The organism is Mycobacterium sp. 1081908.1, from assembly GCF_001673535.1.
Taxonomy (GTDB): domain Bacteria; phylum Actinomycetota; class Actinomycetes; order Mycobacteriales; family Mycobacteriaceae; genus Mycobacterium.
Genome location: NZ_LZLY01000101.1, coordinates 23,564 through 48,623, shown reverse-complemented (window position 1 = coordinate 48,623; position 25,060 = coordinate 23,564). Strand labels below are relative to the sequence as shown.

22 protein-coding genes are annotated in these 25,060 nt (G+C 69.7%); 10 read left to right on the top strand and 12 right to left on the bottom strand.

Annotated elements, in window-relative coordinates; genetic code table 11:
* Window positions 1-59: 59 nt before the first annotated feature.
* From A5655_RS15760 to hsaA, 5 genes are read right to left on the bottom strand one after another with little or no spacing between them, the layout of a single operon-like run.
* Window positions 60-890 carry a CHAD domain-containing protein gene (locus A5655_RS15760; RefSeq protein ID WP_231999172.1) on the bottom strand — a complete coding sequence of 277 codons (831 nt, stop codon included), beginning with the start codon at window positions 888-890 and terminating at the stop codon, window positions 60-62.
* Window positions 891-943: 53 nt separating this feature from the next.
* Window positions 944-1,510, bottom strand: coding sequence for a 3-hydroxy-9,10-secoandrosta-1,3,5(10)-triene-9,17-dione monooxygenase reductase subunit (hsaB, locus tag A5655_RS15755; RefSeq protein ID WP_067011414.1), 567 nt, complete (start codon window positions 1,508-1,510; stop codon window positions 944-946).
* A 9-nt stretch (window positions 1,511-1,519) separates the two neighbouring features.
* Window positions 1,520-2,422: an iron-dependent extradiol dioxygenase HsaC gene (gene hsaC, locus A5655_RS15750; RefSeq protein WP_067011413.1), complete on the bottom strand. Its 903-nt coding sequence runs from the start codon at window positions 2,420-2,422 to the stop codon at window positions 1,520-1,522.
* Complete coding sequence (gene hsaD, locus A5655_RS15745; RefSeq protein ID WP_067011412.1) at window positions 2,419-3,297, bottom strand: 4,5:9,10-diseco-3-hydroxy-5,9,17-trioxoandrosta-1(10),2-diene-4-oate hydrolase; 879 nt, start codon at window positions 3,295-3,297, stop codon at window positions 2,419-2,421. The genes hsaC and hsaD overlap by 4 nt, the downstream gene beginning before the upstream one ends.
* Window positions 3,297-4,481 carry a 3-hydroxy-9,10-secoandrosta-1,3,5(10)-triene-9,17-dione monooxygenase oxygenase subunit gene (gene hsaA / locus A5655_RS15740; RefSeq protein WP_067011411.1) on the bottom strand — a complete coding sequence of 395 codons (1,185 nt, stop codon included), beginning with the start codon at window positions 4,479-4,481 and terminating at the stop codon, window positions 3,297-3,299. The genes hsaD and hsaA overlap by 1 nt, the downstream gene beginning before the upstream one ends.
* A 147-nt stretch (window positions 4,482-4,628) precedes the next feature.
* On the opposite strand from hsaA, the gene A5655_RS15735 reads away from it, so the two are divergent.
* Both A5655_RS15735 and A5655_RS15730 read left to right on the top strand, forming a co-directional pair.
* The gene (locus A5655_RS15735; RefSeq protein ID WP_067011410.1) at window positions 4,629-5,711 is read left to right on the top strand and encodes a ferredoxin--NADP reductase; all 1,083 of its coding nucleotides are present in this window, start codon (window positions 4,629-4,631) and stop codon (window positions 5,709-5,711) included.
* A gap of 28 nt (window positions 5,712-5,739) precedes the next feature.
* Window positions 5,740-6,273 carry a hypothetical protein gene (locus A5655_RS15730; RefSeq protein WP_067011409.1) on the top strand — a complete coding sequence of 178 codons (534 nt, stop codon included), beginning with the start codon at window positions 5,740-5,742 and terminating at the stop codon, window positions 6,271-6,273.
* Window positions 6,274-6,348: 75 nt separating this feature from the next.
* On the opposite strand, the gene A5655_RS15725 is transcribed toward A5655_RS15730, so the two are convergent.
* Entirely contained in the window at window positions 6,349-8,472 is a 2,124-nt protein-coding gene (locus A5655_RS15725) for an acyl-CoA dehydrogenase (protein WP_067011408.1), read from the bottom strand.
* Between the two features lie 279 nt (window positions 8,473-8,751).
* Here A5655_RS15725 and kstR point away from each other — a divergent pair, with 279 nt between their 5' ends.
* Window positions 8,752-9,351, top strand: a complete 600-nt coding sequence (gene kstR, locus A5655_RS15720; RefSeq protein ID WP_197508711.1) for a cholesterol catabolism transcriptional regulator KstR — start codon at window positions 8,752-8,754, stop codon at window positions 9,349-9,351.
* Here kstR and A5655_RS15715 read toward each other — a convergent pair.
* Window positions 9,348-10,430 carry a LacI family DNA-binding transcriptional regulator gene (locus A5655_RS15715; RefSeq protein ID WP_067011406.1) on the bottom strand — a complete coding sequence of 361 codons (1,083 nt, stop codon included), beginning with the start codon at window positions 10,428-10,430 and terminating at the stop codon, window positions 9,348-9,350. The genes kstR and A5655_RS15715 overlap by 4 nt on opposite strands.
* A gap of 115 nt (window positions 10,431-10,545) precedes the next feature.
* On the opposite strand from A5655_RS15715, the gene A5655_RS15710 reads away from it, so the two are divergent.
* The 5 genes from A5655_RS15710 to A5655_RS15690 are packed head-to-tail and all read left to right on the top strand — an operon-like array spanning window position 10,546 to window position 14,832.
* Window positions 10,546-11,442 carry a metal ABC transporter solute-binding protein, Zn/Mn family gene (locus tag A5655_RS15710; protein ID WP_067011405.1) on the top strand — a complete coding sequence of 299 codons (897 nt, stop codon included), beginning with the start codon at window positions 10,546-10,548 and terminating at the stop codon, window positions 11,440-11,442.
* Window positions 11,443-11,450: 8 nt separating this feature from the next.
* Window positions 11,451-12,275: a metal ABC transporter ATP-binding protein gene (locus A5655_RS15705; protein WP_067011404.1), complete on the top strand. Its 825-nt coding sequence runs from the start codon at window positions 11,451-11,453 to the stop codon at window positions 12,273-12,275.
* Window positions 12,272-13,132, top strand: coding sequence for a metal ABC transporter permease (locus tag A5655_RS15700; RefSeq protein WP_067011403.1), 861 nt, complete (start codon window positions 12,272-12,274; stop codon window positions 13,130-13,132). The genes A5655_RS15705 and A5655_RS15700 overlap by 4 nt, the downstream gene beginning before the upstream one ends.
* A 21-nt stretch (window positions 13,133-13,153) precedes the next feature.
* Window positions 13,154-13,912 (top strand): LamB/YcsF family protein, encoded by a 759-nt coding sequence (locus A5655_RS15695; protein WP_067011402.1) that lies wholly within the window; start codon window positions 13,154-13,156, stop codon window positions 13,910-13,912.
* Window positions 13,912-14,832, top strand: a complete 921-nt coding sequence (locus A5655_RS15690) for an MBL fold metallo-hydrolase (RefSeq protein ID WP_067011401.1) — start codon at window positions 13,912-13,914, stop codon at window positions 14,830-14,832. The genes A5655_RS15695 and A5655_RS15690 overlap by 1 nt, the downstream gene beginning before the upstream one ends.
* Window positions 14,833-14,837: 5 nt before the next feature.
* Here the strand turns inward: A5655_RS15690 and A5655_RS15685 are convergent, their stop codons facing one another.
* The gene (locus A5655_RS15685; protein WP_067011400.1) at window positions 14,838-16,088 is read right to left on the bottom strand and encodes an MFS transporter; all 1,251 of its coding nucleotides are present in this window, start codon (window positions 16,086-16,088) and stop codon (window positions 14,838-14,840) included.
* Window positions 16,089-16,232: 144 nt separating this feature from the next.
* Between A5655_RS15685 and A5655_RS15680 the strand changes: the two genes are divergently transcribed.
* Window positions 16,233-17,474 (top strand): SLC13 family permease, encoded by a 1,242-nt coding sequence (locus A5655_RS15680; RefSeq protein ID WP_067011399.1) that lies wholly within the window; start codon window positions 16,233-16,235, stop codon window positions 17,472-17,474.
* A gap of 70 nt (window positions 17,475-17,544) precedes the next feature.
* On the opposite strand, the gene A5655_RS15675 is transcribed toward A5655_RS15680, so the two are convergent.
* Window positions 17,545-20,157 carry a LuxR family transcriptional regulator gene (locus A5655_RS15675; protein ID WP_067011398.1) on the bottom strand — a complete coding sequence of 871 codons (2,613 nt, stop codon included), beginning with the start codon at window positions 20,155-20,157 and terminating at the stop codon, window positions 17,545-17,547.
* 169 nt (window positions 20,158-20,326) lie between these two features.
* Between A5655_RS15675 and A5655_RS15670 the strand changes: the two genes are divergently transcribed.
* Window positions 20,327-21,712 carry an NAD(P)/FAD-dependent oxidoreductase gene (locus tag A5655_RS15670; protein ID WP_067011397.1) on the top strand — a complete coding sequence of 462 codons (1,386 nt, stop codon included), beginning with the start codon at window positions 20,327-20,329 and terminating at the stop codon, window positions 21,710-21,712.
* On the opposite strand, the gene A5655_RS15665 is transcribed toward A5655_RS15670, so the two are convergent.
* From A5655_RS15665 to cysS, 3 genes are all read right to left on the bottom strand, one after another.
* Window positions 21,709-22,653: a glycerophosphodiester phosphodiesterase gene (locus A5655_RS15665; protein WP_369807221.1), complete on the bottom strand. Its 945-nt coding sequence runs from the start codon at window positions 22,651-22,653 to the stop codon at window positions 21,709-21,711. The two genes, A5655_RS15670 and A5655_RS15665, sit on opposite strands and share 4 nt — an antisense overlap.
* A 68-nt stretch (window positions 22,654-22,721) precedes the next feature.
* Window positions 22,722-23,651, bottom strand: coding sequence for a 23S rRNA (guanosine(2251)-2'-O)-methyltransferase RlmB (gene rlmB, locus A5655_RS15660; RefSeq protein WP_067011396.1), 930 nt, complete (start codon window positions 23,649-23,651; stop codon window positions 22,722-22,724).
* Window positions 23,652-25,058 carry a cysteine--tRNA ligase gene (gene cysS / locus A5655_RS15655; RefSeq protein ID WP_067011395.1) on the bottom strand — a complete coding sequence of 469 codons (1,407 nt, stop codon included), beginning with the start codon at window positions 25,056-25,058 and terminating at the stop codon, window positions 23,652-23,654.
* Between the last annotated feature and the right edge of the window lie 2 nt (window positions 25,059-25,060).

Sequence of the window (25,060 nt, the reverse complement as noted above, 5' to 3'; positions counted from 1 at the left end):
CGGGCCGGCCGGCCAGACCCGGTGGCCCGCCCCCTCAGCGGGCCACCGGGGCGCGCCGGCTACACGAGCTGCAACGCGTCTTCCCGGCATCGGCGGGCGAGCTGCTGCTCGCGGGCGTACAGCATGCCGTAGCTGAAGCCGTTCTCCCCTATCGCCGTTCCCGCGGCCAACGCCATGTGCCGAAGCGTCTCCGTGGCGACGACGGTGTCTTGGTGGTCACCGAGCAGGCTTTGAATCCGCTTGTAGTGCTTGACGGTCCGCTTGGCCCGCTTGTCAAGGGGCTTGCGCAGCTCGGCGGCGTAGCGGGCGCGCTTGGCGGCCTTGCGCGCGCGATGCAGCATCGCGTCGTCGCCGGATTCGAGCGCCGCGGCCAGCCGCCGATCCGCCTTGCGCCTCGCGCGCCGGGACCGCTTGCGCAGCGCCGTGGCCGAGATCCATTGCGCGACGGGCGGTTCTTCGCGCCAACCGCGCAGCACCGCCAGCAGCGCGCGGTAGCGGTCGGAGTCCATGGCCTCGCCCAGCCGTGCGCGGGCGGGCAGTTCGATCGCCCGCAGATCGTTGCGGATCCGTGACCGGACCGGGCCCAGGATCAGCTCGTCGGGCATGCGGTCCAGCGCCTTGTTGAAGCGGCGCTCCTGGACCTCGCAATCGCGGACGTCGCCGAGTAGCGCGGCGAACCACTTCAGTTCGCCGTCCACATCGCCGACCTTCGGCCCGTCCAGCAGCTTGCCGAATACCCGCAGGGTGCTGCGCAACCGCCGGATGGCCACGCGGGTGTCGTGCACGGGATCTTCACCCACGCCGTGGCGCAGTTCCGCGTCGCCGATTTCTATCTGGTCGATTTGAGCGTTGAGGTAATCGGTCAACGCTCGACTGGCTGATGAGCGCATACCGAAACGCATTCCCGGCGACCCCGGGCCGCCAAACATCGGCGCGCGTCGCGCTAGAGCCAGGTGTCCTGGGTGGTCGTGGTGAGGAACGCTTCCAGGTCGTCGCGCCACTGGGCGGGCGTCGTCTTGTCCGGTTCGATGCCCGTGTAGTCACCGCGATAGAAAAGCAGCGGCCGCGGCTTGATCTTGGGAGCCTCGGACAGCGATTGCACCGCACCGAACACCACGAAGTGGTCCCCGCCGTCGTGGACGGACGCCACGGTGCAGTCGATGTAGGCCAGCGACCTGTCGATGATCGGCGAACCCAATTCCGAAGGGTGCCAGTCGATCCCGGCGAACTTGTCGGGCTCCTTCGAGCCGAACCGGGCCGACACGTCCTTCTGCTTCTCGGTCAGCACGTTGACGCAGAACCGGCCGGTGGCCTCGATGGCCTTCCACGACCGCGACACCTTCGTCGGGCAGAACAGCACCAGCGGCGGTTCCAGCGACAACGCCGCGAAGGATTGGCAGGCGAAGCCGATCGGCACGTCGTCGTGCACGGTGGTGATGATGGTGATCCCGGTGCAGAACTGACCCAGCACCTGCCGGAAGGCCCGCGGATCGATCTGTGCGCCGGACATCGTCTTAGGTTAGCTGCGGAAGCCAACCGTGAAGTCGTGACCCCACAGGCTCACCGCGGTGCTTTCCCGGGCGATCCAGTCGTCATCGGCCACTTGCCGCCCCTCGCAACCGAATTCGACGTCGAACCCGCTGGGCGTCTTCATGTAGAACGACAACATCAGGTCGTTGACGTGGCGGCCGAGCGTGGCCGACATCGGCACCTTGCGGCGCAGCGCCCGGTCCAGGCATAGGCCCACGTCGTCGGCGTTTTCGACCTCGACCATCAGGTGCACGATGCCGCTGGGCGTCTGCCCGGGCATGAAGGCGAGGCTGTGGTGACGCGGGTTGCAGCCCAGGAACCGCAGCCAGACCGGCGCCCCGTCGGCGGGCCGGCCTACCAGCTGCGGTGGCAGGCGCATCGAGTCGCGCAGCTTGAAACCCAGCACATCCCGGTAGAAGTGCAGCGTCTCGTCGTCGTCGCGGGTGGTCAGGACGACGTGCCCCAGACCCTGCTCGCCGGTGACAAATTTATGCCCGTACGGGCTGACGACGCGGCGGTGCTCCAGGGCGGCGCCGTGAAACACCTCGAGGCAGTTGCCCGACGGGTCGGAGAAGCGGATCATCTCGTCCACCCGGCGGTCCGCCAGTTCGGCCGCGGTGGCCTCCTTGTATGGGGTGCCCTCCACGTCGAGCCGATTCCGGATCTCTTGCAGCCCTTCGGCGTTGGCACATTCCCAGCCGGCCTCGCTCAGCCGGTCGTGCTCACCGGGCACGATGACCAGCCGGGCCGGGAAGTCGTCCATGCGCAGGTAGAGCGCGCCCTCGGTGCTGCCCTTGCCCTCGACCATGCCGAGCACCTTCAGGCCGTACTCGCGCCAGGCCGCCATGTCGGTGGCCTCGATGCGCAGGTAGCCCAGCGACCGGATACTCATCGCGCGCCTCCCAGGAAATCAATGGTCAGCTTGTTGAATTCGTCGAACTTTTCCACCTGCGCCCAGTGCCCACATTGCCCGAAAACGTGCAACTGCGCACGCGGAATGGTCTTCAGCGCCACCAGCGCGCCGTCCAGCGGGTTGACCCGGTCCTCGCGGCCCCAGATCAGCAGCACCGGCTGGCGCAGCTGGTACACCTCGCGCCACATCATGCCGAGCTCAAAATCGGCCCCGGCGAACGACATTCCCATCGCGCGCGTCGCCGTCAGCGATTCCGGCGTGCTGGCCAGCGCGAAACGCTGATCGATCAGCTCCGGGGTGATCAGTTTCTGGTCGTAGACCATCACCCGCAGGAAGGCCTCCAGGTTCTCCCGGGTGGGCTCGGCGGAGAACTTGCCCAACCGCTTGACGCCCTCGGTGGGGTCCGGTGCGAACAGGTTCACGGATAGCCCGCCGGGGCCCATCAACGCCAGGCGCCCGGCCCGGTCGGGGTAGTCCAGGGCGAACCGCACCGCGGTGCCCCCGCCCAGCGAATTGCCCACCAGCGGAACGCGTCCCAACTCCAGCTGGTCGAAGAGCCCCTTGAGCGCCCGGGCGGCGTAGCGGTTGAACTGGCCGTGCTCGGCGCGCTTGTCGGAATGCCCGTAGCCGGGCTGGTCCACCGCCAGCACGTGGAAACGCTCGGCCAGCACCGCGATGTTGCGCGAGAAGTTCGTCCAGCTCGACGCGCCCGGCCCGCCACCGTGCAGCAGCACCACCGTCTGATCATTGCCGACGCCGGCCTCGTGGTAGTGCAGCTTCAGCGGCCCGTCCACGTCCACGTCGGCGAAGCGCGACGTGGCCTCGAACGTCAACTCCCCCGTCGTCGTGGTCATCAGACCATCGTGTCGCCGGGGGGCAACCCGAACTCGTTGTTCCCGAAGATCACGTAGGCGCGCTCGGGATCGTTGGCGGCGTGCACCCGACCGGCGTGCGCGTCGCGCCAAAATCGTTGCACCGGTTGGTCAATGCCCAGCGCGGTGGCGCCGGACGCCTCGAACAGCCGGTCGATCGCGGAAATCGAGCGGCCGGTGGCGCGCACCTGGTCGCGGCGCGCGCGGGCCCGCAGCTCGAACGGGATCTCCTTGCCCGCGGCCAGCAGCGCGTACTCGTCGGCGACGTTGCCGGACAGCTGGCGCCACGCGGCGTCGATGTCGCTGGCCGCCTCGGCGATGCGGACCTTGGCGAACGGGTCGTCCTTGGCCTTTTCGCCGGCGAACGCCGCCCGGACCCGCTTGCCCTGGTGCTCGACGTGCGCGTCGTACGCTCCGTAGGCCATGCCGACGATCGGTGCCGAGATTGTCGTGGGATGCATTGTGCCCCAAGGCATCTTGTAGACCGGGGCGGTGTTGGTCTGGTATCCCCCGGCGGTGCCGTCGTTCATCGCCTTGTAGGACAGGAAGCGGTGCCGGGGCACGAAGACGTCCTTGACCACCAACGTGTTGCTGCCGGTCCCCTTCAGGCCGACAACGTGCCACACGTCGTCGATGCGGTACTCGCTGCGCGGGATGAGGAAGCTGCCGAAGTCCACCGGACGGCCGTCCTTGATGACCGGGCCGCCGACGAACGTCCATGTGGCGTGGTCGCAGCCCGACGACCAGTTCCACGCGCCGTTGACCAGGTAGCCGCCGTCGGTGACGACCCCGGCGCCCATCGGGGCGTACGACGACGAGATCCGCGTCTTGGCGTCGTCGCCCCAGACGTCCTCCTGGGCCTGCTGGTCGAAGAGCGCCAGGTGCCAGTTGTGCACGCCGATGATTGAGCTCACCCAGCCGGTCGATCCGCACGCGCTCGCCAGCCGGCGGACGGCCTCGTAGAAGAGCGTGGGGTCGCACTGCAGCCCGCCCCACTGCTGCGGCTGCAACAGGGTGAAGAAACCGATGTCCTCGAGGTCCTGCACCGTCTCGTCGGGCAGCCGGCGCAGGTCCTCCGTCGCCTGGGCGCGCTCCCGAATCTGCGGCAGCAGATCATCGATGGCAGTTAACACCGACTGCGCGTCACGCTGTTGAATGGACGTCACTTACGTTGCCTCCCGGGAGTGCGGACTTACCCAGAAGACTAGAACACGTTCCGATTGGTGTCGAGCAGGGTATTCCTGCGGCTGGTAGCGGTATATATCGGGTTTTCTGTAACATGTTCTAGTTGTGCGGAAAGGAAGGGACGGGTCTTGACGGAAGCGATTCCAGACGAGCCGCTGGGTGACCACGTCCTGGAGCTGCAGATCGCCGAGGTGGTCGCCGAGACCGACGAGGCGCGGTCCCTGGTCTTCGCCGTGCCGGACGCGCCGGGCGATCCGGGCATCCCGCCGGAGCGGCTGCGGTACGCGCCGGGCCAGTTCCTGACGCTGCGCGTCCCGAGCGACCGCACCGGGTCGGTGGCGCGCTGCTATTCGCTGTGCAGCTCGCCGTTCACCGATGACGCGCTGACGGTCACCATCAAGCGCACCGCGGACGGGTACGCCTCCAACTGGCTGTGCGAGCACGCGCAGGCGGGCATGCGCATCCACGTGCTGGCCCCGTCGGGCAACTTCGTGCCCAAGACCCTCGACGACGACTTCCTGCTGATGGCCGCCGGCAGTGGGATCACCCCGATCATGTCGATCTGCAAGTCGGCGCTCGCCGAGGGCAGCGGCCAGGTGACGCTGCTCTACGCCAACCGCGACGACCGCTCGGTGATCTTCGCCGAGGCGCTGCGCGAGCTGTCGGCCAAGTACCCCGACCGGCTCACGGTGCTGCACTGGCTGGAATCGTTGCAGGGGTTGCCCGGCGCGACGTCGCTCGCGAAGCTGGCCGCCCCCTACACCGACCGGCCCGTATTCATCTGCGGGCCAGGGCCTTTCATGGACGCGGCGCGCGCCGCGCTGGAGGGGTTGAAAGTGCCTGCGGCGCAGGTGCATATCGAGGTGTTCAAGTCGCTGGAGTCCGACCCGTTCGCGGCGGTCAAGATCGAGGACACCGCCGAGGGAGACCAGCCGCCCGCCACCGCGGTGGTGGAGCTGGACGGCGAGACACACACCGTGTCCTGGCCGCGCAACGCCAAGCTGCTCGATGTGTTGCTCGCCAAGGGCTTGGATGCCCCCTTCTCCTGCCGCGAAGGACACTGCGGCGCGTGCGCCTGCACCCTGCGCGGCGGCAAGGTCAACATGGAGGTCAACGACGTCCTGGAGCAGCAGGACCTCGACGAAGGCCTGATTTTGGCCTGTCAATCTCGCCCCGAATCTGATTCGGTAGAAGTCACCTACGACGAGTAGTCGCACAGCGAACCGGAAGGGGGCGCCGATGAACCGGCTGATACCGGGATTTGCGGTCGTCGGGGCCATCCTGACGTTTCTGCCGAGTCCGGTCGCCTCGGCCGCGAGCAACGAGGCCACCACCCTGTTTCCGCTGGACGGGCCCAACCAGCTGGAGACGCACGCCTTCCTCAACTGCTTCAAGGCCGACGGCCACTGCGACTTCATCGTCGGGGCCGACACGCGCACGCCCGACGGCGTGACCGGTTTCCCGCCCGGGCTTTGGGCCCGCCAGACCACCGAGGTTCGGTCGCCGAACCGGATGGCCTACCTGGACACCCACGCCAACGGCCAGTTCGAGAGGGTCCACAAAGCGATGGGGTCCGACGAGATCACCACCGTCTACTTCGGTGACGGACCGCCGGACAAATACCAGACGACCGGCCGCATCGACTCCGCCGATTGGCAGACCGGCCAGTCCAAGACCGACATCAGCGTCATCGTGTGCACCCACATCCAGGTGGTCTACGGCGGGGTCAACATCACCTCGCCCAGCACCTGCGCGCAGACGACGTTCTCGTAGTCGGCGAGCCTGTAAATCGGTAGACAAAGTGCGAGTAAGGGCCTGCAAAATTACAGGCTCGGCGAAATCGACGGGCTAACGAGGCAGGCCGAGCAGCCGCTCCGCGGCGACGGTCAGCAGGATCTGCTCGGTGCCGCCGGCGATGGTGAGGCAGCGGGTGTTGAGGAAGTCGAAGACCGCCTGGTTGCGGACGAGGCCGCCGCCCTCCGCGACGTCCATCGCGTATTCGGCCAACGCCTGCCGGTAGCGGACGCCGATGAGCTTGCGGACGCTGGACTGCGCGCCCGGGTCCTGACCGCCGACCGCGAGCTGGGCGATGCGCTGGTCCAGCAGGGCGCCGGTCTGGGCGGTGACAATCAACCGCCCCAACCGATCCTGCTGGGAGACATCGAGATCGATCTCCGCCAACACCCCGAGCAGCTCTTCCATCGGGTTGCCCAGCGCGGTCCCGGAGGCCATCGCGATCCGCTCGTTGGCCAGGGTGGTGCGGGCCAGCCGCCAGCCGTCGTTCACCGTGCCGACCACCATCTCGTCGGGGACGAATACGTTGTCCAGGAAGACCTCGTTGAACAACGCGTTGCCGGTGATCTCGCGCAGCGGCCGGATCTCAAGGCCGAGCGATTTCATGTCCACCAGGAAGTAGGTGATGCCCTTGTGCTTCGGGGCGTCGGGATCGGTGCGCGCCAGGCACACCCCCCACCGCGCCTTGTGCGCGGCCGACGTCCACACCTTCTGCCCGGTGAGCAACCAGCCGCCGTCGCCCCGCACCGCCTTGGTGCGCAGCGACGCCAGGTCCGAGCCGGCCCCCGGCTCGGAAAACAGTTGGCACCAAAGGAATTCCCCGCGCAGCGTGGCCGGGACGAACTGTTCGACCTGCTCGGGTGTGCCGTGTTCGAGGATGGTCGGCGCCGCCCACCAGCCGATCACCAGGTCGGGGCGCACCACCCCGGCCGCCGCCATCTCCTGGTCGATCAAAAGCTGCTCGGCCGGCGACGCGCCGCGCCCGTACGGCGCCGGCCAGTGCGGCGCCTGCAGCCCGGCCTCGGCCAAGGCCACCTGGCGCTCTTCCTCCGGCAGCGCGGCGACCTCGGCGACGGCCGCGGCGATCTCGGCCCGCTGGTCCTCGACGTCGCTGAGATCGATACCCAGCCGGCGCCGCACCCCGCCCTGGGTCAGCTCGGTGATGCGCCGCAACCAGCGCTCGGTCCCGCCGAGGAACCGCCCGATGGCATGCGCGCGGCGCAGATACAGGTGCGCGTCGTGCTCCCAGGTGCAGCCGATGCCACCGAGCACCTGAATGCAGTCCTTGACGTTGGCCTTTGCCGCGGCGATGCACGTGCTCGCCGCCAAGGCCGCCGCGATCGAGAACTGGGCGTCATCGGGCTCGGCCGCGGCCCGGGCGGCGTCGGCCGCCGCCACCTCGGCCTGCTCGGCGCGGCACAGCATCTCCGCGCAAATGTGTTTGACGGCCTGGAAGCTGCCGATCGGCTTGCCGAACTGCTCGCGCACCTTGGCGTAGGCGACCGCGGTCTCCAGCGACCATCGGGTGACGCCGGCGGCCTCGGCCGCCAGGACGGTCGCGGCCAGTTCCTCGACCCGCCGCCGCGAATCGGCGATGACGGTGGCCGGCGCCGACGTCAGCACCACCCGGGCCAGCGGCCGGGAGAAGTCTGTGGCCGGCAGCGGTTCCAGCTGCACGCCCTCGCCGCCGGTGTCGACGAGCAGCCACGCCCCGTCGGCGGGCAGGATCACGACGGCGCCTTCCGCGGCGCCCAGCGCCCACGGCAGGGTGCCCGTCGCCCGCGACGTCGCGCCGTCGAACCGCACGTCGCCGTCCAGCGCGAGCGCGGCGAAGCGTTCCCCCGCGGCAAGCGCGTCCAACAATGCGGTGTCCTCGACAACCAGGGTGGCCAGGGCCGTGGTCGCCACCGGCCCGGCAACCAGCGCCTTGGCCGCTTCCTCGACCATCGCGCACAGGTCCTCGATGCTGCCGCCGGCCCCGCCGCGCTCCTCCGGAATCGCGACACCGAAAAGCCCCAGGTCGGTCAGGCCGGCGTAGACCGGTCGCCACGCGTCGGGGTTGCCCTGCTCGATATCGCGGGTCGCCGCCGTGCCACCGGGTCCCGACGTCGTATTGCGCGCCCAGTCGCGCACCAGCGCGCGCGCGGCGAACTGCTCGTCGGTGACGGTCGCTACCACCCTTTGGTCCTCCGCGCGCTTGGTTCGAGTTGAGGGGGCACTCGTCTACTTGAAAGCCCACTAGAACGTGTTCTAATAGTGCCAGCGATCGAGCGTCAAGTCGAACGCCATTACAGCAGTACACGTGGTTGTCCTTGCTGCGGGGAGGTGGGAAATTTACGCCCAGCATGCGTATCGTTTGCGAACGAGCCACCCGACTAAGGAGCGCGCCCCCAAATGTCGTCAGCGAACCCAGACTCGCCCGACGTTCCTGACTCGCAGCCGCGCGAGGTCATGAACGTGGCGGTACTGGCCGAGTCCGAGCTCGGCTCGGAGGCGCAGCGGGAACGCCGCAAGCGCATCCTGGACGCCACCATGGCCATCGCGTCCAAGGGCGGCTACGAGGCGGTCCAGATGCGCGCCGTGGCCGACCGGGCCGACGTGGCGGTTGGGACGCTGTACCGGTATTTCCCGTCGAAGGTGCATCTGCTGGTGTCGGCGCTGGGCCGCGAGTTCGGCCGGATCGACGCGAAAACCGACCGCTCCGCGGTCGCCGGCGGCACCCCATTTCAGCGGCTGAACTTCATGGTCGGCAAGCTCAACCGCGCGATGCAGCGCAACCCGCTGCTCACCGAGGCCATGACGCGCGCCTACGTCTTCGCCGACGCCTCGGCGGCCAGCGAGGTCGACCAGGTCGAGAAGCTCATCGACAGCATGTTCGCCCGCGCGATGTCGGACGGCGAACCGACCGAGGACCAGTACCACATCGCCCGGGTGATCTCGGACGTGTGGCTGTCGAACCTGCTCGCCTGGCTCACCCGCCGCGCCTCGGCCACCGACGTCAGCAAACGGCTGGACCTGGCCGTGCGGTTATTGCTCGGCGAACACCACCCCGGCTAAGCCGGCGGTCCGGCGGTGCGCCCCCGGATCAGCTCGGTGTCCAGCAGTTCGACGACAGGCAGGCCCGTCCGTGGCGGCCTCAGCAGCAGTTCGCCCGCCCGATGGCCCTTCTGCAGGCTGGGCTGCGCCACGGTGGTCAATCCGCGGCCGATCGCCTCGGGCACACCGTCGAATCCGGTGACGGTCATCTGACCCGGCACATAAATGCCATGCGCGCGAAGGTAATCCATTGCCGACAGGGCCAGGATGTCCGCGGTGCACATCAGCGCGGTGATCCGCGGATTGGCCTCCAGCGCGGCCCTGGCGGCGGCGCCACCCGATTCGGGTAGATGCTCGTAGCTTTCCACGACGGTCAGCGAATCCGGGTCGACGCCGGCGGCCGTCATCGCCTCCCAAACGCCGACGATCCGTTCGCGTTGCACGTCGAATGCGGGCGACCGCAACCGGTCGGCGTCCACCAGGCCCTGCCGCCGGTCCCGGCCCAGCCGCATGGTGAGCAAACCGATCTCGCGGTGCCCGAGCCCGAGCACGTAGTCGGCCAGCTCGCGCATGGCCGCCCGGTCGTCGATGCCCACCCGGGACACTTCCGCGAGGCCCTTGGGCTGGTCGACCACCACGACGGGCAGGCGCCTTTGCAGCACCACCTCCAGGTAGGGGTCGTCGTTGCAGGCCGAATACACCACGAAGCCGTCGACCCCGGCCCCGAGCACCGCGGCCGTCCCGTCCTCGAGGCTGCGGCTCGCGCCGACCGCGACCAGGAGCAGTCCCTGCCCGAGCTCCTCGCACGACTGCGCGACCCCGGCGACGAAATCCCGTGCGGCCGGGTCGGAGAAGAAATAGGTCAGCGGTTCGGCCATCACCAAACCCACCGCGCCGGCCTTCCGGGTCCGCAGCGATCGCGCCACCGGGTCGGGTCCCGGATATCCCAGCCGCTTCGCGGTCGCGAGCACCCGTTCGCGTAGGTCGGCGGAAAGCTGATCCGGCCGGTTGAAGGCGTTCGAGATCGTGGTGCGCGAAACCTTCAGTTCGTCCGCCAACGACGCCAGAGTCGCACGCCGCCGCGGGGTGGGACTCCTCACGTTCGGTGACGCTACAGCGGGTCGTCGGCGAGGCACCCGAGGCTCCGCTGGGCACTTTCTAATGGAAACGATTTTCATTAGTATTATGGGTCGGCCGCGGCGCGAGAGGACGTAAATGGCAGTCAATTTCGGGCGTTGGCTTTCGGCCGTCCTGATTGCCGTGGCCGGCTTGACCGCGCTCACCGGCTGCGCGGGTTCGCGCCCCCAGGCGGCCACCGTGGTGGCGTCCACCGACGTGTGGGGCAGCGTGGCCAGCGCCGTCACCGGCCGCCACGTCGCCGTCAAGTCCATCCTGACCGGCTCCGATACGGATCCGCACTCGTACGCGGCCAGCCCCTCGGACGCCGCCGCGATCACCGACGCCGCCCTGGTCGTCTACAACGGCGGCGGTTACGACCCCTGGGTGGACCAGGTCCTCACCAGGCATCCGGGCATCAAATCCGTCGACGCTTACTCGTTCGTCCCGGCCGGCAGCGGGGACCCGCCGAACGAACACGTCTTCTACGACCTGGGCGTCGCCAAGTCGGTGGCCTCGTCGATCGCCGACCGGATGGCGGTCATCGACCCGGCCAACGCCGCCGACTACCGGGCCAACGCCGCCGCGTTCAGCCGGGCCGCCGACGCGATCGCGAGCTCCGAGCGGGCCATCGCCGGCGCGTATCCCGACGCCGGAGTGATCGCGACCGAGCCAGACGTGGACTACCTGCTGGCCGCGTCGGGCCTGGTGAATCGCACCCCGGCCGCGTTCGCCGCGGCCAGCGAGAACGAGACCGACCCGTCGCCGGCCGACATGGCGAAGGTGCTCGACATGATCAAACACCGGCAGGTGTCCGCGCTGCTGATCAACCCGCAGACGTCCAGCTCCGCGGTGAACGGCCTGCAGGACGCCGCGCGGCGCGCCGGGGTTCCGGTCACCGAGGTGAGCGAGACGCTGCCCGACGGCACCGACTACCTGACCTGGCAGCGCAACACCGTCAACCAACTGCTGGCCGCGCTGCGGTCGAGCCGATAAGCGCGGCCGTGACTGTCGAAGCGGTGCCCGCCGTCCACGGCCATGCCCACACCGTCTCGCTTTCCGGCGCGCAGCTGGCGTTCGGCGACCGGGTCCTGTGGGACCACCTCGACCTGTCGGTGCAGCCCGGCGAGTTCATCGCCGTGCTGGGCCCCAACGGCAGCGGCAAGACGTCGTTGCTCAGGGTCCTGCTCGGCCAGTTGCGCCTCAGCGGCGGCGTCGCGTTGGTCGACGGCAGGCCGATCACCTCCGGCAGCGGCAGCATCGGCTATGTCCCGCAACACCGCCCGATCGACCGCGAGGTGATGCTGCGCGGCCGCGACCTGGTTCGGCTGGGCATCGACGGACGACGTTGGGGCGCCGCGCCGTTGCGATCCGCCGGACGGGCCCGCCGCCGCGCGGCCGTGTCCGAGGCGCTGCGCCAGGTCAACGGCGAACACCTGGCCGACGTCCGGGTCGGCGTCATGTCCGGCGGCGAGCTGCAGCGGGTGCGCATCGCCCAGGCGCTGGTCAGTGACCCGATGCTCCTGCTTTGCGACGAGCCGCTGCTGACCCTCGACCCCGCGAACGCGAAGCTGGTGTCGGCCCTGATCGACCAGCGGCGCCGCGACGCCGGAACCACGGTCATCGTCGTCACCCACGAGATCAACACGATCCTGCCGTACGTGGACCGGGTGCTGTATCTCGTCGACGGCCGGTTCGAGATCGGCACCGTCGAGCAGGTGATGACCAGCCAGACGCTCTCGGCGCTGTACCGCGCCGACATTCAGGTGGTGAAGGTGCGGGACGGCTACGTGGTCGTCGGCGAGCCGGACGACGGGTGCGGGGGATGAACCGCCGGCTCGCCGACGTGCTGCACCATTTGTACTCCTTTGACCTCACCGCCGACCTGCTCCGCCACGACTTCGTCCAGCAGGCGCTGGCGGCGGGCGCGCTGCTGGGGCTGGTGGCCGGGCTGATCGGGCCGTTCATCGTGATGCGCCAGATGTCGTTCGCCGTGCACGGGTCCAGCGAATTGTCGTTGACGGGAGCGGCTTTCGCGCTGCTGGTCGGCTTCGAGGTGGGGGCGGGGGCGTTGATCGGCAGCGCCCTGGCGGCGGCGCTGTTCGGCATCCTGGGCCAGCGGGCCCGGGAGCGCGACTCGGTGATCGGCGTCGTCCTGGCGTTCGGGATGGGCCTGGCGGTGCTGTTCATTCACCTCTACCCCAGCCGGACCGGGACCGCCTTCGCGCTGCTGACCGGCCAGATCGTCGGCGTCGGCTATACCGGCCTGACCATGCTGGCGCTGGTTTGCCTGCTCGTGGTCGCCGTGCTGGGCACGTGCTATCGCCCGCTGTTGTTCGCCACCGTCGACCCCGAGGTCGCGGCCGCGCGCGGCGTGCCGGTCCGCGTGCTGGGCATCGTGTTCGCCGCGCTGGTCGGGGTGGTCGCCGCCCAGGCGGTGCAGATCGTCGGGGCGCTGCTGGTGATGTCGTTGCTGATCACGCCGGCGGCCGCGGCGGCCCGGGTGATCGCCTCGCCGGCGGCCGCGATCGTGGCCTCGGTGGCCTTCGCCGAGTTCGCCGCGGTGGGGGGCATCGTGCTGTCGCTGGCGCCCGGCGTTCCGGTATCGGTATTCGTCGCGACGATTTCCTTTGTCATCTACCTGTTTTGTTGGTTCCTCGGGCGACGCCGCGGGGCCACCGCTTAATGCCCCCCATAAGCTAGGCGGGTGGCCGCTATCGACCTCAACGCCGACCTGGGCGAGGGCTTTGGCGTGTGGCGCCTGGGCGATGACGACGCCATGCTCGGGATCGTCAGCAGCGCCAACGTGGCGTGCGGATTCCATGCTGGAGACCCCGCCGGCCTGTTGCGGGTCTGCCGGGCAGCCGCCGAGCGCGGCGTGCGCATCGGCGCCCAGGTGAGCTATCGCGACCTGGCCGGGTTCGGCAGACGCTTCATCGACGTCGCCCCCGACGACCTGGTCGCCGACGTGGTGTATCAGATCGGGGCGTTGCAGGCGATCGCGCGGGCGTCCGGCTCGGCGGTGTCCTACGTCAAACCCCATGGCGCGCTGTACAACACGATCGTGACCAACCGGGAGCAGGCGGCGGCGGTCACGGCGGCGGTGCACCTGGTGGACCCCGCGCTGCCGGTGCTGGGGATGACGGGCTCGGCGCTCTTCGCGGAGGCCGATCGGGTCGGCTTGCGCACGGTGGCCGAGGCGTTCGCCGACCGCGCCTACCGGCCCGACGGTCAACTGGTCTCCCGGCGCGAACCCGGCGCGGTGCTGCACGATCCGGCGGCGATCGCCGAGCGCGTGCTGACCATGGTGACGTCGGGTCGGGTCACCGCGACCGACGGAACGCAAATCGCCGTCGGAGTGGAATCGGTTTGCGTGCATGGTGATTCGCCGGGCGCAGTGCGGATCGCGACGGCGGTGCGCGATCGGCTGACGGCCGCCGGCATCGAGCTGCGGGCGTTTTCCTGATGCGGGCCAAGCTCGGCCGGCCCGACCTCGCGCACTACGCGGACCGGTTCGACGTGCCGGCCGCCGGGCCCGACGCGCCGCTTTCGGCGACCTGGATGGGTGTGGCGACGCTGCTGCTCGACGACGGGTCGTCCGCGCTGATGACCGACGGCTACTTCTCGCGCCCGAGCCTGGCGCGGGTGGCCGCCGGCAAGGTATCGCCGTCACCGGCCCGCGTGGACGGCTGCCTGACCCGCGCCAAGGTGTCCCGGCTGGAGGCCGTGATCCCGGTGCACACCCACATCGACCACGTGCTGGATTCCGCGCTGGTCGCCGACCGCACGGGCGCGCGACTGGTGGGTGGCGAGTCGGCCGCCAACGTCGGGCGCGGTTACGGACTGGCCGAGGACCGCATTGTCGTCGCGACCTCCGGCGAACCAATTCCGTTGGGCGCGTTCGAGGTAACGCTGGTGGAATCCCACCACTGCCCGCCGGACCGCTTCCCCGGGACGATCGACGCGCCGGTGACACCGCCGGTGCGGGCGTCGGCCTACCGCTGCGGTGAGGCGTGGTCGACGCTGGTGCACCATCGGCCGTCGGACCGGCGCGTGCTGATCCAGGGCAGCGCAGGGTTCGTGACGGGCGCGCTGGCCGGCCGGCGGGCAGAAGTGGTCTACCTCTCCGTCGGACAGCTGGGTCTTCGGCCACGGTCCTACCTGCTCGACTACTGGGCCGAGACGGTGCGCGCGGTGGGGGCACGCCGGGTGATCCTGATCCATTGGGACGACTTCTTCAGCCCGTTGTCAAAGCCCTTGCGGGCGTTGCCGTATGCGGGTGACGACTTGGACGTGTCGATCCGCGTGCTGGACGGGCTCGCCACGCAGGACGGTGTCACATTGCACATGCCGACGGTGTGGCGGCGCGAAAACCCTTGGGAATGAATGAGCTACTCGTGTGCGCGGGATTCCGCCCCTGCGGTCGGGGCTGTTTCCGGCATCGCGACCAGGTAGAGCACGAAGCCGATTGCGGCGATGGCGCCGAGTGACATGAACGCAGCGCCGTAACCCGCCGCCAGCACGACCCCGCCTGCACCGAAATTCGACAACGATGCGCCCACGCCCCACGCCGTCGTGATCGCGCCCAGGCTGACGTTGAACCGACCCGTTCCGTGCGTGAGATCCTGCACGACGAGCGGGAACAGGGCGCCGAATATGCCGGCTCCCACGCCGTCGAGCAACTGCACACCGACGAGCCAGTACGAGTTGTCCCACAGCGGGTAGAGAAACGCGCGGATGGTCAACACGGCGAATGCCACCAGGAAGATCGGCTTTCGGCCCCAGCTGTCCGCCTTGACGCCGACGATGTATGCCACGGGCACCATGACGACCTGTGCCGCCACGATGCACGCCGACATCAGCGCCGTGCCGACCTCCTTGTTGTGCAGCGCCAACTGCTGACCCACCAGCGGCAGCAGCGCCGCGTTTGCGAAGTGGAAGGCGAAGACCACCACCGCGAAGATCAGCAATGGGCGGTTGTGCAGCAGCACCGCGAATCCGGACGGTTGGCTGTGTCGTTCGCCCACCGTCCTGTCCATGCCGCGCGCCATGTCGTCGTCGATGGCGTCGCGCGGGACCCGCAGCGTCGCGACGACGCTGACCGCCGCCATGATCGCCAACAACCAGAACACCACCACCGGGCCGAAGAAGTAGGCGAGGCCGCCCGCGGCGGCGGCGGCCGACGCAGTGCCGGCGTGCCTGAACGATTCGTTGCGACCGATTCGCCTGGAGAACAGCCGCGGCCCGACGATCCCCAGCGTGATCGCGGCCAACGCCGGATTGAATATCGAGCCCGCAATCCCGGTAACGGCTTGCAGGAACGAGATCGTGTAGAAGCCGGGCAACAGCGGCATCGCCAACGCCGCCGCGGCAACCCCAACCGCGCCGGCGATCACCAGCGCACGCTTCGCAGTCGTCCTGTCGACCAGGGCCCCGACGGGTGTCTGTGCCACTACCCCGGCGATGCCGCCGACGGCCATGACGAACCCGATCGACGCCTGATCCCAATGATGGGTCAGCAGGAGGTACACCGACAGATACGGGCCCAGGCCGTCGCGAACATCGGCCAGCGAGAAGGCCATCAGGTCCAGCGCGTGCGCCGTTCGCCGCGGAAGCGCCTTTACGCCAACTGGATCCGTCATCGATCCGAAGGCTAATCGAAACGTTGCCGCCAGTCGAAGTCGATGCTGCCGCATCGCAATTGCGCTACGGCAGGTAATATCCGTCGCCTGATCCGCGATCGCGTTTTGTTGTCGCCACACTGGCTGTTAGGAGCGACCTGAGCCATGGCCCTGGCCTTCGGCCTGTTGCTGCTCGCTGCCGTGCTCGTGTTCGCGGTTGCCCGGCCGAGGGGCTGGCCGGAGGCGGTGGCGGCGGTTCCGGCGGCGCTCGTCGTCATCGCGGTCGGCGCGATCTCGGTGCGTCAGGCCGCCCAGGAGGTGGCCGGCCTGTCGGGAGTGGTCGCCTTCCTGGGCGCGGTCCTGGTGCTGGCCAAGCTGTGCGACGACGAGGGGCTGTTCGAAGCGGCGGGCGCCGCGATCTCGCGGGGGCGGGTCTCGTCGGGCGGCCTGTTGCGGCGGGTGTTCGTCGTCGCCTCACTGATCACCGCCGTGCTGAGCCTGGACGCCGCGGTGGTGCTGCTGACCCCGGTGGTCCTGGCCGCGGTCCGCCGCCTGCGCACCCCGCCGCGGCCCTACGCCTATGCCACCGCTCACCTCGCCAACGGCGCCTCCCTGCTGCTGCCGGTGTCGAATCTGACCAACCTGCTCGCCTTTCACACCGCCAACGTCTCGTTCACCAGGTTCACCGTGCTGATGGCGCTGCCGTGGCTGGGCGCGGTGGCGGTGATCTACGCGATCTTTCGTTGGTTCTTCGCCGGCGACCTACGCGTCCAGCCCGACGCCGAGGAACTCGGCCCGGCGCAGCGGCCACCGGTGTTCGTGTTGGTGGTCGTGGGGCTGACCCTCGCCGGGTTCGCGGTCGGACAGTCCGTCGGGGTCGCCCCGGCGTGGGTGGCGCTCGCCGGCGCCGCGGTGCTCGCGGTGCGCAGCCTGAGCCATGGACACACCTCCGTGGCCGATATCGCGCGCTCGGCGCACGTCTCGTTCCTGGTGTTCGTGCTGGCGCTGGGCGTCGTGGTGCGGGCGGTCATGCTCAACGGCATGGACAGGGCCATGTCCGCCGTGCTGCCGTCCGGTTCGGGACTGCCGGCGCTGCTCGTGATCGCCGCGATAGCCGCCGTGCTCGCCAACGTCGTCAACAACCTGCCGGCCACGCTGGTACTGCTCCCGCTGGTCGCGCCCGGCGGTCCGGTGGCGATTCTGGCGGTGCTGATCGGGGTGAACATCGGCCCCAACCTGACCTACGTGGGCTCGCTGTCGAACCTGTTGTGGCGCCGCGTGCTTCGCCGGCACGACGTTGATGCCGGCGTCGGCGAGTACACCCGCCTCGGCCTGTGCACGGTGCCCGCGGCTTTGGTGGTCGCGGTGGTCGCGCTGTGGGCGTCAGTGCGGCTGTTGGGCGCATAGTTTGGCGCGAGCAGACGCAAAATCGCACAGAGTGCGGCTAATTCGTGCGATTTTGTGTCTGCTCGCGGGCCTACGTGCCGGCCGGTCCCGATCGCACGATCGTGGCGAGCTCCTCACGTGATTGGGCGCCCACCCGCTGGCAGGCCCGGTAGATGTGGCCCTCCACGGTGCGCACCGACATCACCAGCTTCTCGGCGATCTGGCGGTTGGACAGACCGGCGACGACGAGTTCGACGACATCGCGCTGGCGACCCGACAACTTGAGGCCCTCCGGCGTGCGCAGGGCCGGCGTGCAAAGACCGCCGCATTCGTCGGCCAGTTCCCTGGCCACCGCCGCGGCATAGAGCGCGCGCTTGTGCTGCTGGCCCGCGGCGAACGCGACGGAGGCCTGCGCCGCCGCGTCGGCGGCCGCGGCCTTATCGCCGATTCCGCGGTAGGCCCCCGAGGCCGCCAGCAGGCCGTCGCCGTTCCCGCCGAGTAGGGCCTTCGCATGCAATGCAACCGCGTCGGCCAGCGGCAGCGACAGCGCCTCGGCCAGCTCCGCGGCGCGGGCGGCCCCGGACGCGTCGCCCCACTGCGCCGCGGCCTGTATGCACGCCAACTCGTGGGTGGGCTGGCCGCGGTCGCGGGCGAGTTGCGCCGCCTCCTGCGCGCCGGCCACGGCCTCGCCCAGGCGGCCGCTCGCCGCCATCGCCCAGCCGGCGGCCAGCGACAAGCCAGTGTGCATGAACAAGTAGTCGGCCGGCACAGCCGAGCGCGCGCCGGCCACCGCGTCGTTGGCCTCGCCGGCCTGACCGAGCTTGGCGTGCGCCTCGGCCAGCGCGAAGTAGCTCGCCGCGCGCAATCCCGTTCTGACGGCGTGCATTTGCACCCCCGCAACCGCTTCGTGCAACAACCGGACCGCGTCGGTGACGGCGCCGCGAGCCAGGTCGGCGTTGCCGAGCAGCAGGGCCAGGTTCGCGTAGGCCAGGCCGGGAACGTCGCGGGCCGAATCGGCCAATTGCTTTGCCGTACGGATGAATTCGTCGATGCGTCCGGTCAGGCGGCAGGCCCGGCCGTACACGGCGCCGAACCAGAATCGCAACTGCGACGCCTGAAACGACGTGTTCGCGCGCCGCAGCGCCTGCTCGGCGACGGCGGCGAGGTCGTCGACCTCACCGCGTGCGCCCATCGCCATGATCAACGCGAGCGAGGCCAGCAGGGCGTGTAGATCGGGCAGGCCGCCGAAAGCCAGGGCAGCACGCGCCTGCTCGGCCGCGGACTCGCAGCGCGCCAATATCGCGTCCTGGCAAGCCTGTACCGCCAGGCGCTCGGCCACCTGGGACTCGGTCTCCGGGCCCGCGGCAAGCCCATCGAGAATGGCCGACGCTTCGGCGGGTTCGCCGAGGATCCACATCAGGTTGATCGCCCGGATCGTGGCCCAGCGGTGACCATCGGGGCCGTCGACCAATTCACGCAGCGCCGCCTCGGCCTGCTCACCGCGTCCGAGCAGCACCAGGTTCATCGCCCGGACCCCGGCCGCCCCCGGTGCCCCCGCCCGCGCGGCGGCGGTCGCGAACCGGTCGGCCAGGTCCAGATCGAGCAGCGTCATGGCGTGGCGCGCCGACTCCAGATACAGCTCGGGCTCGGGGTCGAGATCCGATTCGAGGCGCAGCAGTGCGCGGCGAACGGTGGCCTGCATGTCGGCGTCGGCATCTTTTGCCAGCCGGCTGGCAAGCTTGCCCCGGATCGACGACAAATACATCTCGCCTGCACTCGCGCGGCGAAGCTCGCCGAACAGCGGATGCGCCAGCCGGGCCATCAACCCGCCGGCGGTGCGTTCGACGCTTACCAGGCCCATGCTTTCGGCGACCGCGAGGTCGCGGCGGGGCACCAAGTCACACAGCACATCGACGGCGAGCGGCTCGCACTGCGACAGCATGTCGACCACCAGCGCCAGCTTCGGGCTCAACCGACCCAGCTGGCGGCCCACCGTGTCGGACAGGCTCGCCGACACCGCGACGTCCCCGTCCCACATCCACACCCCGGCGACTTCCCGCATCTGTCCCGCCGCGACCTGATCGGCAAGCAACTGGCGGAGGAACAGCGTGTTTCCGCCGGTCAACTTTCGGAACCGGGCCGCGCAGCGCGCGTCGATGGGACCGCCCAGTGTGCTTTCGATGACCTCGCGCGTGGCCGCGGCGGAAAGCGGTTCGAGATCCAGGCGGGCCAGCATCCCCTCCTTCCACAACGCCGTCACCGCATCCGGTTCCTCGCTGCCGGTGCGGATGGTGATCACCAGCCGCACCCCGCCCGACTGCGCCAGTTCGTGAACGACGATCGCGGACAGGCCGTCCAGCAGGTGCGCGTCGTCGACCCCCACCACGACGCGACCGCGTCGCTGTTGTGCGACAAACGAATTGATCACGCGACGCACGTTGGCCAGCGGATCCGACATCGCGTCGCCCAGCAAGCCGATGAACGCCCCCAGCGGCAGCGCACGCGCGGATTCGGTGCCGACGATCCATTGCGTGCGCTCGCCCGACGCCTCCGCGCGGCGCAGCGCTTCGCGGGCCAGCCAGGTTTTGCCCACACCGGCCGCTCCGGCGATCACCACGCCGGAGTGGTTGCCAGCCCCGCCCAGCGCGCGACGGACGATCGCGAGTTCGCCGTCGCGCCCGGTCAGCGGTTTGCCGCTGATCACTCGGCGACTATAACCCGTTGTATCCGCGGCTAACAGGCCATTCACCCGCGTTTCGGTGCCGGCCGGGCAATGCCGGCGACCAAGTTGCGTAGCCGACTACGCTATCGGCGCCCACGGTTTGCTGTGAGCATCGGTTTCGTCAGCTGGCGGCTCGGCGAAGGCGGTAAGCATGATCAAGATCGGCAGTCACGCGGTGGTGTTGGGAGCGAGCATGGCCGGTCTGCTGGCCGCGCGGTCGCTCGCCGATTTCTTCGACACGGTGACGGTGGTGGAGCGCGACCCGCTGCCCGACACCGACGACGTCCGCCGGGGCGTGCCGCAGGGCCGGCACCTGCACGCCCTGCTGGCCCGCGGCGCCCAGGTGATCGAGGAATTCTTCCCTGGCCTGCTCGACGAGTTGGTCCTCGACGGCGCGCAGTACTTCGACGGGCGCGATCTGTCGCGGCTCCACTACAGCGTGGGCGGGCACCTGTTGGCGCGCAGCGGCACCGCCACCTCGTTTGCGGCCTACTGCGCGACCCGGCCCTTCGTGGAGGGCCACGTCCGCAGGCGGGTGCGCGACATCCCCAACGTGATCCTGCGGGACGAGCACAACATCGTCGGGCTGACCGTGACGCCCGACCACCGGCGCGTCACGGGCGCGCGGGTGGTCAGCCGTCGGACCGGCGAATGCGCCGTGCTGAAGGCGGATTTGGTGGTCGACGCGACGGGCCGCGCCGCCCACACCCCGGGGTGGCTGGAAGGCCTGGGATACGACCGCCCGGCCGAGGATCGTGTGGTGGTGCATTTGACCTACGCGAGCCAGCTGCTGCGCATGGCGGCGGACGCGCCGCGCGAATTGGGCTTCCTTGTCGGGATCGTGCCGGGCACGCCGCGAGGGGTCGGCCTGCTGCACTGTGAGAACGACACATGGATGTTCACCGTGATCGGTATCGCCGGTCAGGAGCCGGGCGGCGGCTTGGCGGCCATGTGCGACTTCGTCGACGACTGCGCACCCGCGCACCTGCTCGACGCGGTGAGACGCGCCGAACCAATCGGCGAGCCGGCGCGACACAAGATGCCGTGCAGCCAATGGCGCCGCTACGACAAACTGCGCCGCTTCCCCGAGGGCCTGCTGGTCACCGGCGACGCGGTGTGCAGCTTCAATCCGGTTTACGGCCAAGGCATGACCGTGGCGGCGCTCGAGGCGCTGGCGCTGCGTGACTGTTTATCAAGCGGCACAGAGGGTTTGGCGTGGCGCTTCTTCCGCGCGGCGGCGGTGCCGATCCGCCAGGCCTGGCAACTGTCGACCAACCCCGACCTTGCCCTGCCCGAGGTGGAGGGCAGCCAGCCGCTGGCCGCGCGACTGCTGAACGGATACCTGGATCGCATTCTCACCGCGGCGGAATCCGACACGGTCGCCCTGGATCAGTTCATCAGGGTCACGTCGCTGGTCGACCCCGCGACGCGGTTGCTGCGCCCGGGGATGATGTGGCGCGCCGCCCGCGCGCGCCGGCACGGCACCGAAAGGCTCGACGCCGCGGGCGACGTCTTGGCCGACAGCGTGCCACGCTAGCCCCGGCGGTAGGCCGGAGGCAGGGTCATGCCGAGCTGCGCCATGACGCCGCGCGCCACCGTCGGATAGTCGGTGATGATGCCGTCGACGCCGTACTCGATCTGCTGGGTCATGGCGTCGGCTTCGTTGACCGTCCACGGGATGACCTTGAGCCCCAAGGAATGCGCGCGATCGACATAGGGCTTGCCGGTGATCAGCTGGTACTGGGGCGAGACGGCGTTGGCACCCACCATCAGCGCCCCGATCGCCGGGTCGCCGACGACGGCGGCGTCGATTCCGTTCAGCCACGGCGAAGCCGGCGCCCAGGTCTGCTCGTCGTACAAGGCCACCAACGGAATTGACGGCTCGACCCGGTGCACCATGGGCAGGCTTCGCCAGTCGAAGCTCTGGATTTCGACGCGGTCGAGCTTGCCGGCCGCCCTGACGACCGCCAGTATCACGTCGACGAATTCCTGCGGTTCGGCCGACGAGCCCGGGCGGTCGGCCTCGACCTTGGTTTCGACGTTGTAGCGCACAGTGGCCCGGTACGAGTCGGCGAGCGCGAAGACCTCCGGCAGGGTCGCGATCTTGTTGCCCCGCACCGCCTCGGCGTCGGGGAAATCGGGCAGCCGCTTGCCGCAATCGAGCGTGCGGATCTGCACCAGGGTGAGCTCGTGCACCAGCTTCCCGACGTAGGGGTAGGCCGGGTCGCCGGCGAACGCCGGGCCGGTGTCGGCGCACTTGTCCGCCTGGATCGTCGGGTCGTGCCACACCAGCGGCTGGTGGTCCTTGGACAGGACGATGTCGAGTTCCAGTGTGCTGACACCGAGTTCGAGCGACTTGGCAAACGCCCGCAGCGACTCCTCGGTGGTCTCGCCGCGCCCGCCGCGGTGCGCCTGCAAATCGAACGCGGACGGTTGCGCGGCGGCCGGCGGCGCGAGGAGCGCCGCCAGGATGACCAGCGAGCAGACGCAAAAGCTCCCAAATCGTCGGCGTGTCGGGGGCTTTTGCGTCTGTTCGGCCAAAGAGGTTAGCCCCTGCGCTGGCGCGCGATTTCGGCCAACACCACCCCGGCGGCGACCGAGGCGTTCAGCGATTCGGTCCGGCCCGCCATCGGGATCGAGACCACCTCGTCACAGGTCTGCCGCACCAGCCGCGACAGGCCCTTGCCCTCCGAGCCGACGACCACCACCAGCGGGTCGGTGCCGTCGAGGTCGTCGAGGGCGGTGTCGCCGTCGGCGTCCAGCCCGATGACACGCAAACCGCCGGCGGCCCAATTCGTCAGCGCCCGGGTGAGATTCGGGGCCCGCGCCACCCGCAGGCGCGCCGCGGCCCCGGCGCTGGTGCGCCAGGCCACCGCCGTCACCGAGGCGGACCGCCGCTGCGGAATCAGCACACCGTGGCCGCCAAAGGCGGCCACGGAACGGACGATGGCGCCGAGGTTGCGGGGATCGGAGATGTTGTCCAGCGCGACCAGCAGCGCGGGCGGGGTCTCACGAGCGGCCACGAGCAGGTCGTCGGGGTGGGCGTAGTTGTACGGCGGCACCTGCAGCGCGATGCCCTGGTGCAGGTGGTTCGTGGTCATCCGGTCCAGGTCGGTGCGCGGCACCTCGAGGATCGCGATGCCCAGATCGGCCGCGCGGGAGACGGATTCGGTGAGCCGCTCGTCGGCCTCGGTGCCCAGCGCGACGTAGAGCGCGGTCGCGGGGACGCCGGCGCGCAGGCACTCTAGTACCGGGTTGCGGCCCAGCACCGTTTCCGTTTCGTCGGTGCGTTTGGCGGCCCGGCGCGGCTGGGACTGGGTGCGCCTGGCGGCGGGATGGTTGGGGCGCAGGTGCGCCGGCGGGGTGGGACCGCGGCCCTCCAGCCCGCGGCGGCGCTGGCCGCCCGAGCCGACGGTGGGGCCCTTCTTGGTGCCGGATTTGCGTACCGCCCCGCGGCGCCGCGAGTTGCCGGCCATCTACTTGACGTCACCGCCCAACGTCCACTGCGGGCCGTCGGCGGTGTCGGTGACCTCGATGCCGGCGTTCTTGAGCCGGTCCCGGATCTCGTCGGCGAGGGCCCAATTGCGTTGCTGGCGCGCCTTTTCCCGGTTTTCGATCTCGGCCTGCACCAGCACGTCGACGGCGGCCAGGGCGGCCGACGTCTCGTCGCGGGTCTCCCAGCGTTCGTCGAGGGGGTCGCAGCCCAGGATGCCCATCATCGCGCGGATCGCGCCGGCGTGTTTGAGCGCGCCCTCGTGGTCGCCGGACTCCAGAGCCCGGTTGCCTTCGGCGCGGGCGTGATGGATCTCGGCCAGCGCGACCGGGACCGCCAGGTCGTCGTCGAGCGCCGCGGCGAACTTCGGCGTCCACTCGCCCGGCTCGACGGCGCCGACCCGGCTGCGGACCCGATGCAGGAACTCCTCCACTCCCACATAGGCTTTCACCGCGTCCCGCAGGGCGGTTTCGGAGAATTCCAGCATCGACCGGTAGTGCGCGCTGCCCAGGTAGTAGCGCAGTTCGGCCGGGCGCACACGCTGCAGCATCGCCGGTATGGCCAGCACGTTGCCCAGCGACTTGCTCATCTTCTCGCCGCCCATGGTCACCCAGCCGTTGTGCAGCCAGTAGCGGGCGAAGCCGTCCCCGGCGGCGCGGCTCTGCGCGATCTCGTTCTCGTGGTGCGGGAAGATCAGGTCCATCCCGCCGCAGTGGATGTCGAATTCCGGCCCGAGGTAGGTGCGGGCCATCGCCGAGCATTCCAGGTGCCAGCCGGGCCGCCCGCGGCCCCACGGCGACGGCCACGACGGCTCACCGGGCTTCTCGCCCTTCCACAGGGTGAAGTCGCGCTGGTCGCGCTTGCCGGTCGCCACGCCCTCGCCCTGATGCACGTCGTCGACCCGGTGTCCGGACAGCGCGCCGTAGTCCGGGTAGCTGAGCACGTCGAAGTACACGTCGCCGTCGGCCGCATAGGCGTGGCCGGTTTCGATCAGGCGTTCCATTAATTCGACCATCTGGGTGATGTGCCCGGTGGCGCGTGGCTCCGCCGAGGGCGGCATGACGTCCAGGGCGTCATAAGCGGCGGAGAAGGCCCGCTCGTAGGTGGCCGCCCACTCCCACCACGGCCGGCCCGCCGCGGCGGCCTTGGCCAGGATCTTGTCCTCGATGTCGGTCACGTTGCGGATGAACGCGACGTCGTAGCCCCGCGCGATCAGCCAGCGGCGCAGGATGTCGAAGGCCACCCCGCTGCGGACGTGACCGATGTGCGGCTGGCCCTGAACCGTGGCCCCGCAGAGGTAGATGGAGACGTGCCCGTCGCGCAGCGGAACGAAATCACGCACGGCACCGGCCGCCGTGTCGTGTAGCCGCAATTGGGCGCGATCGGTCACGA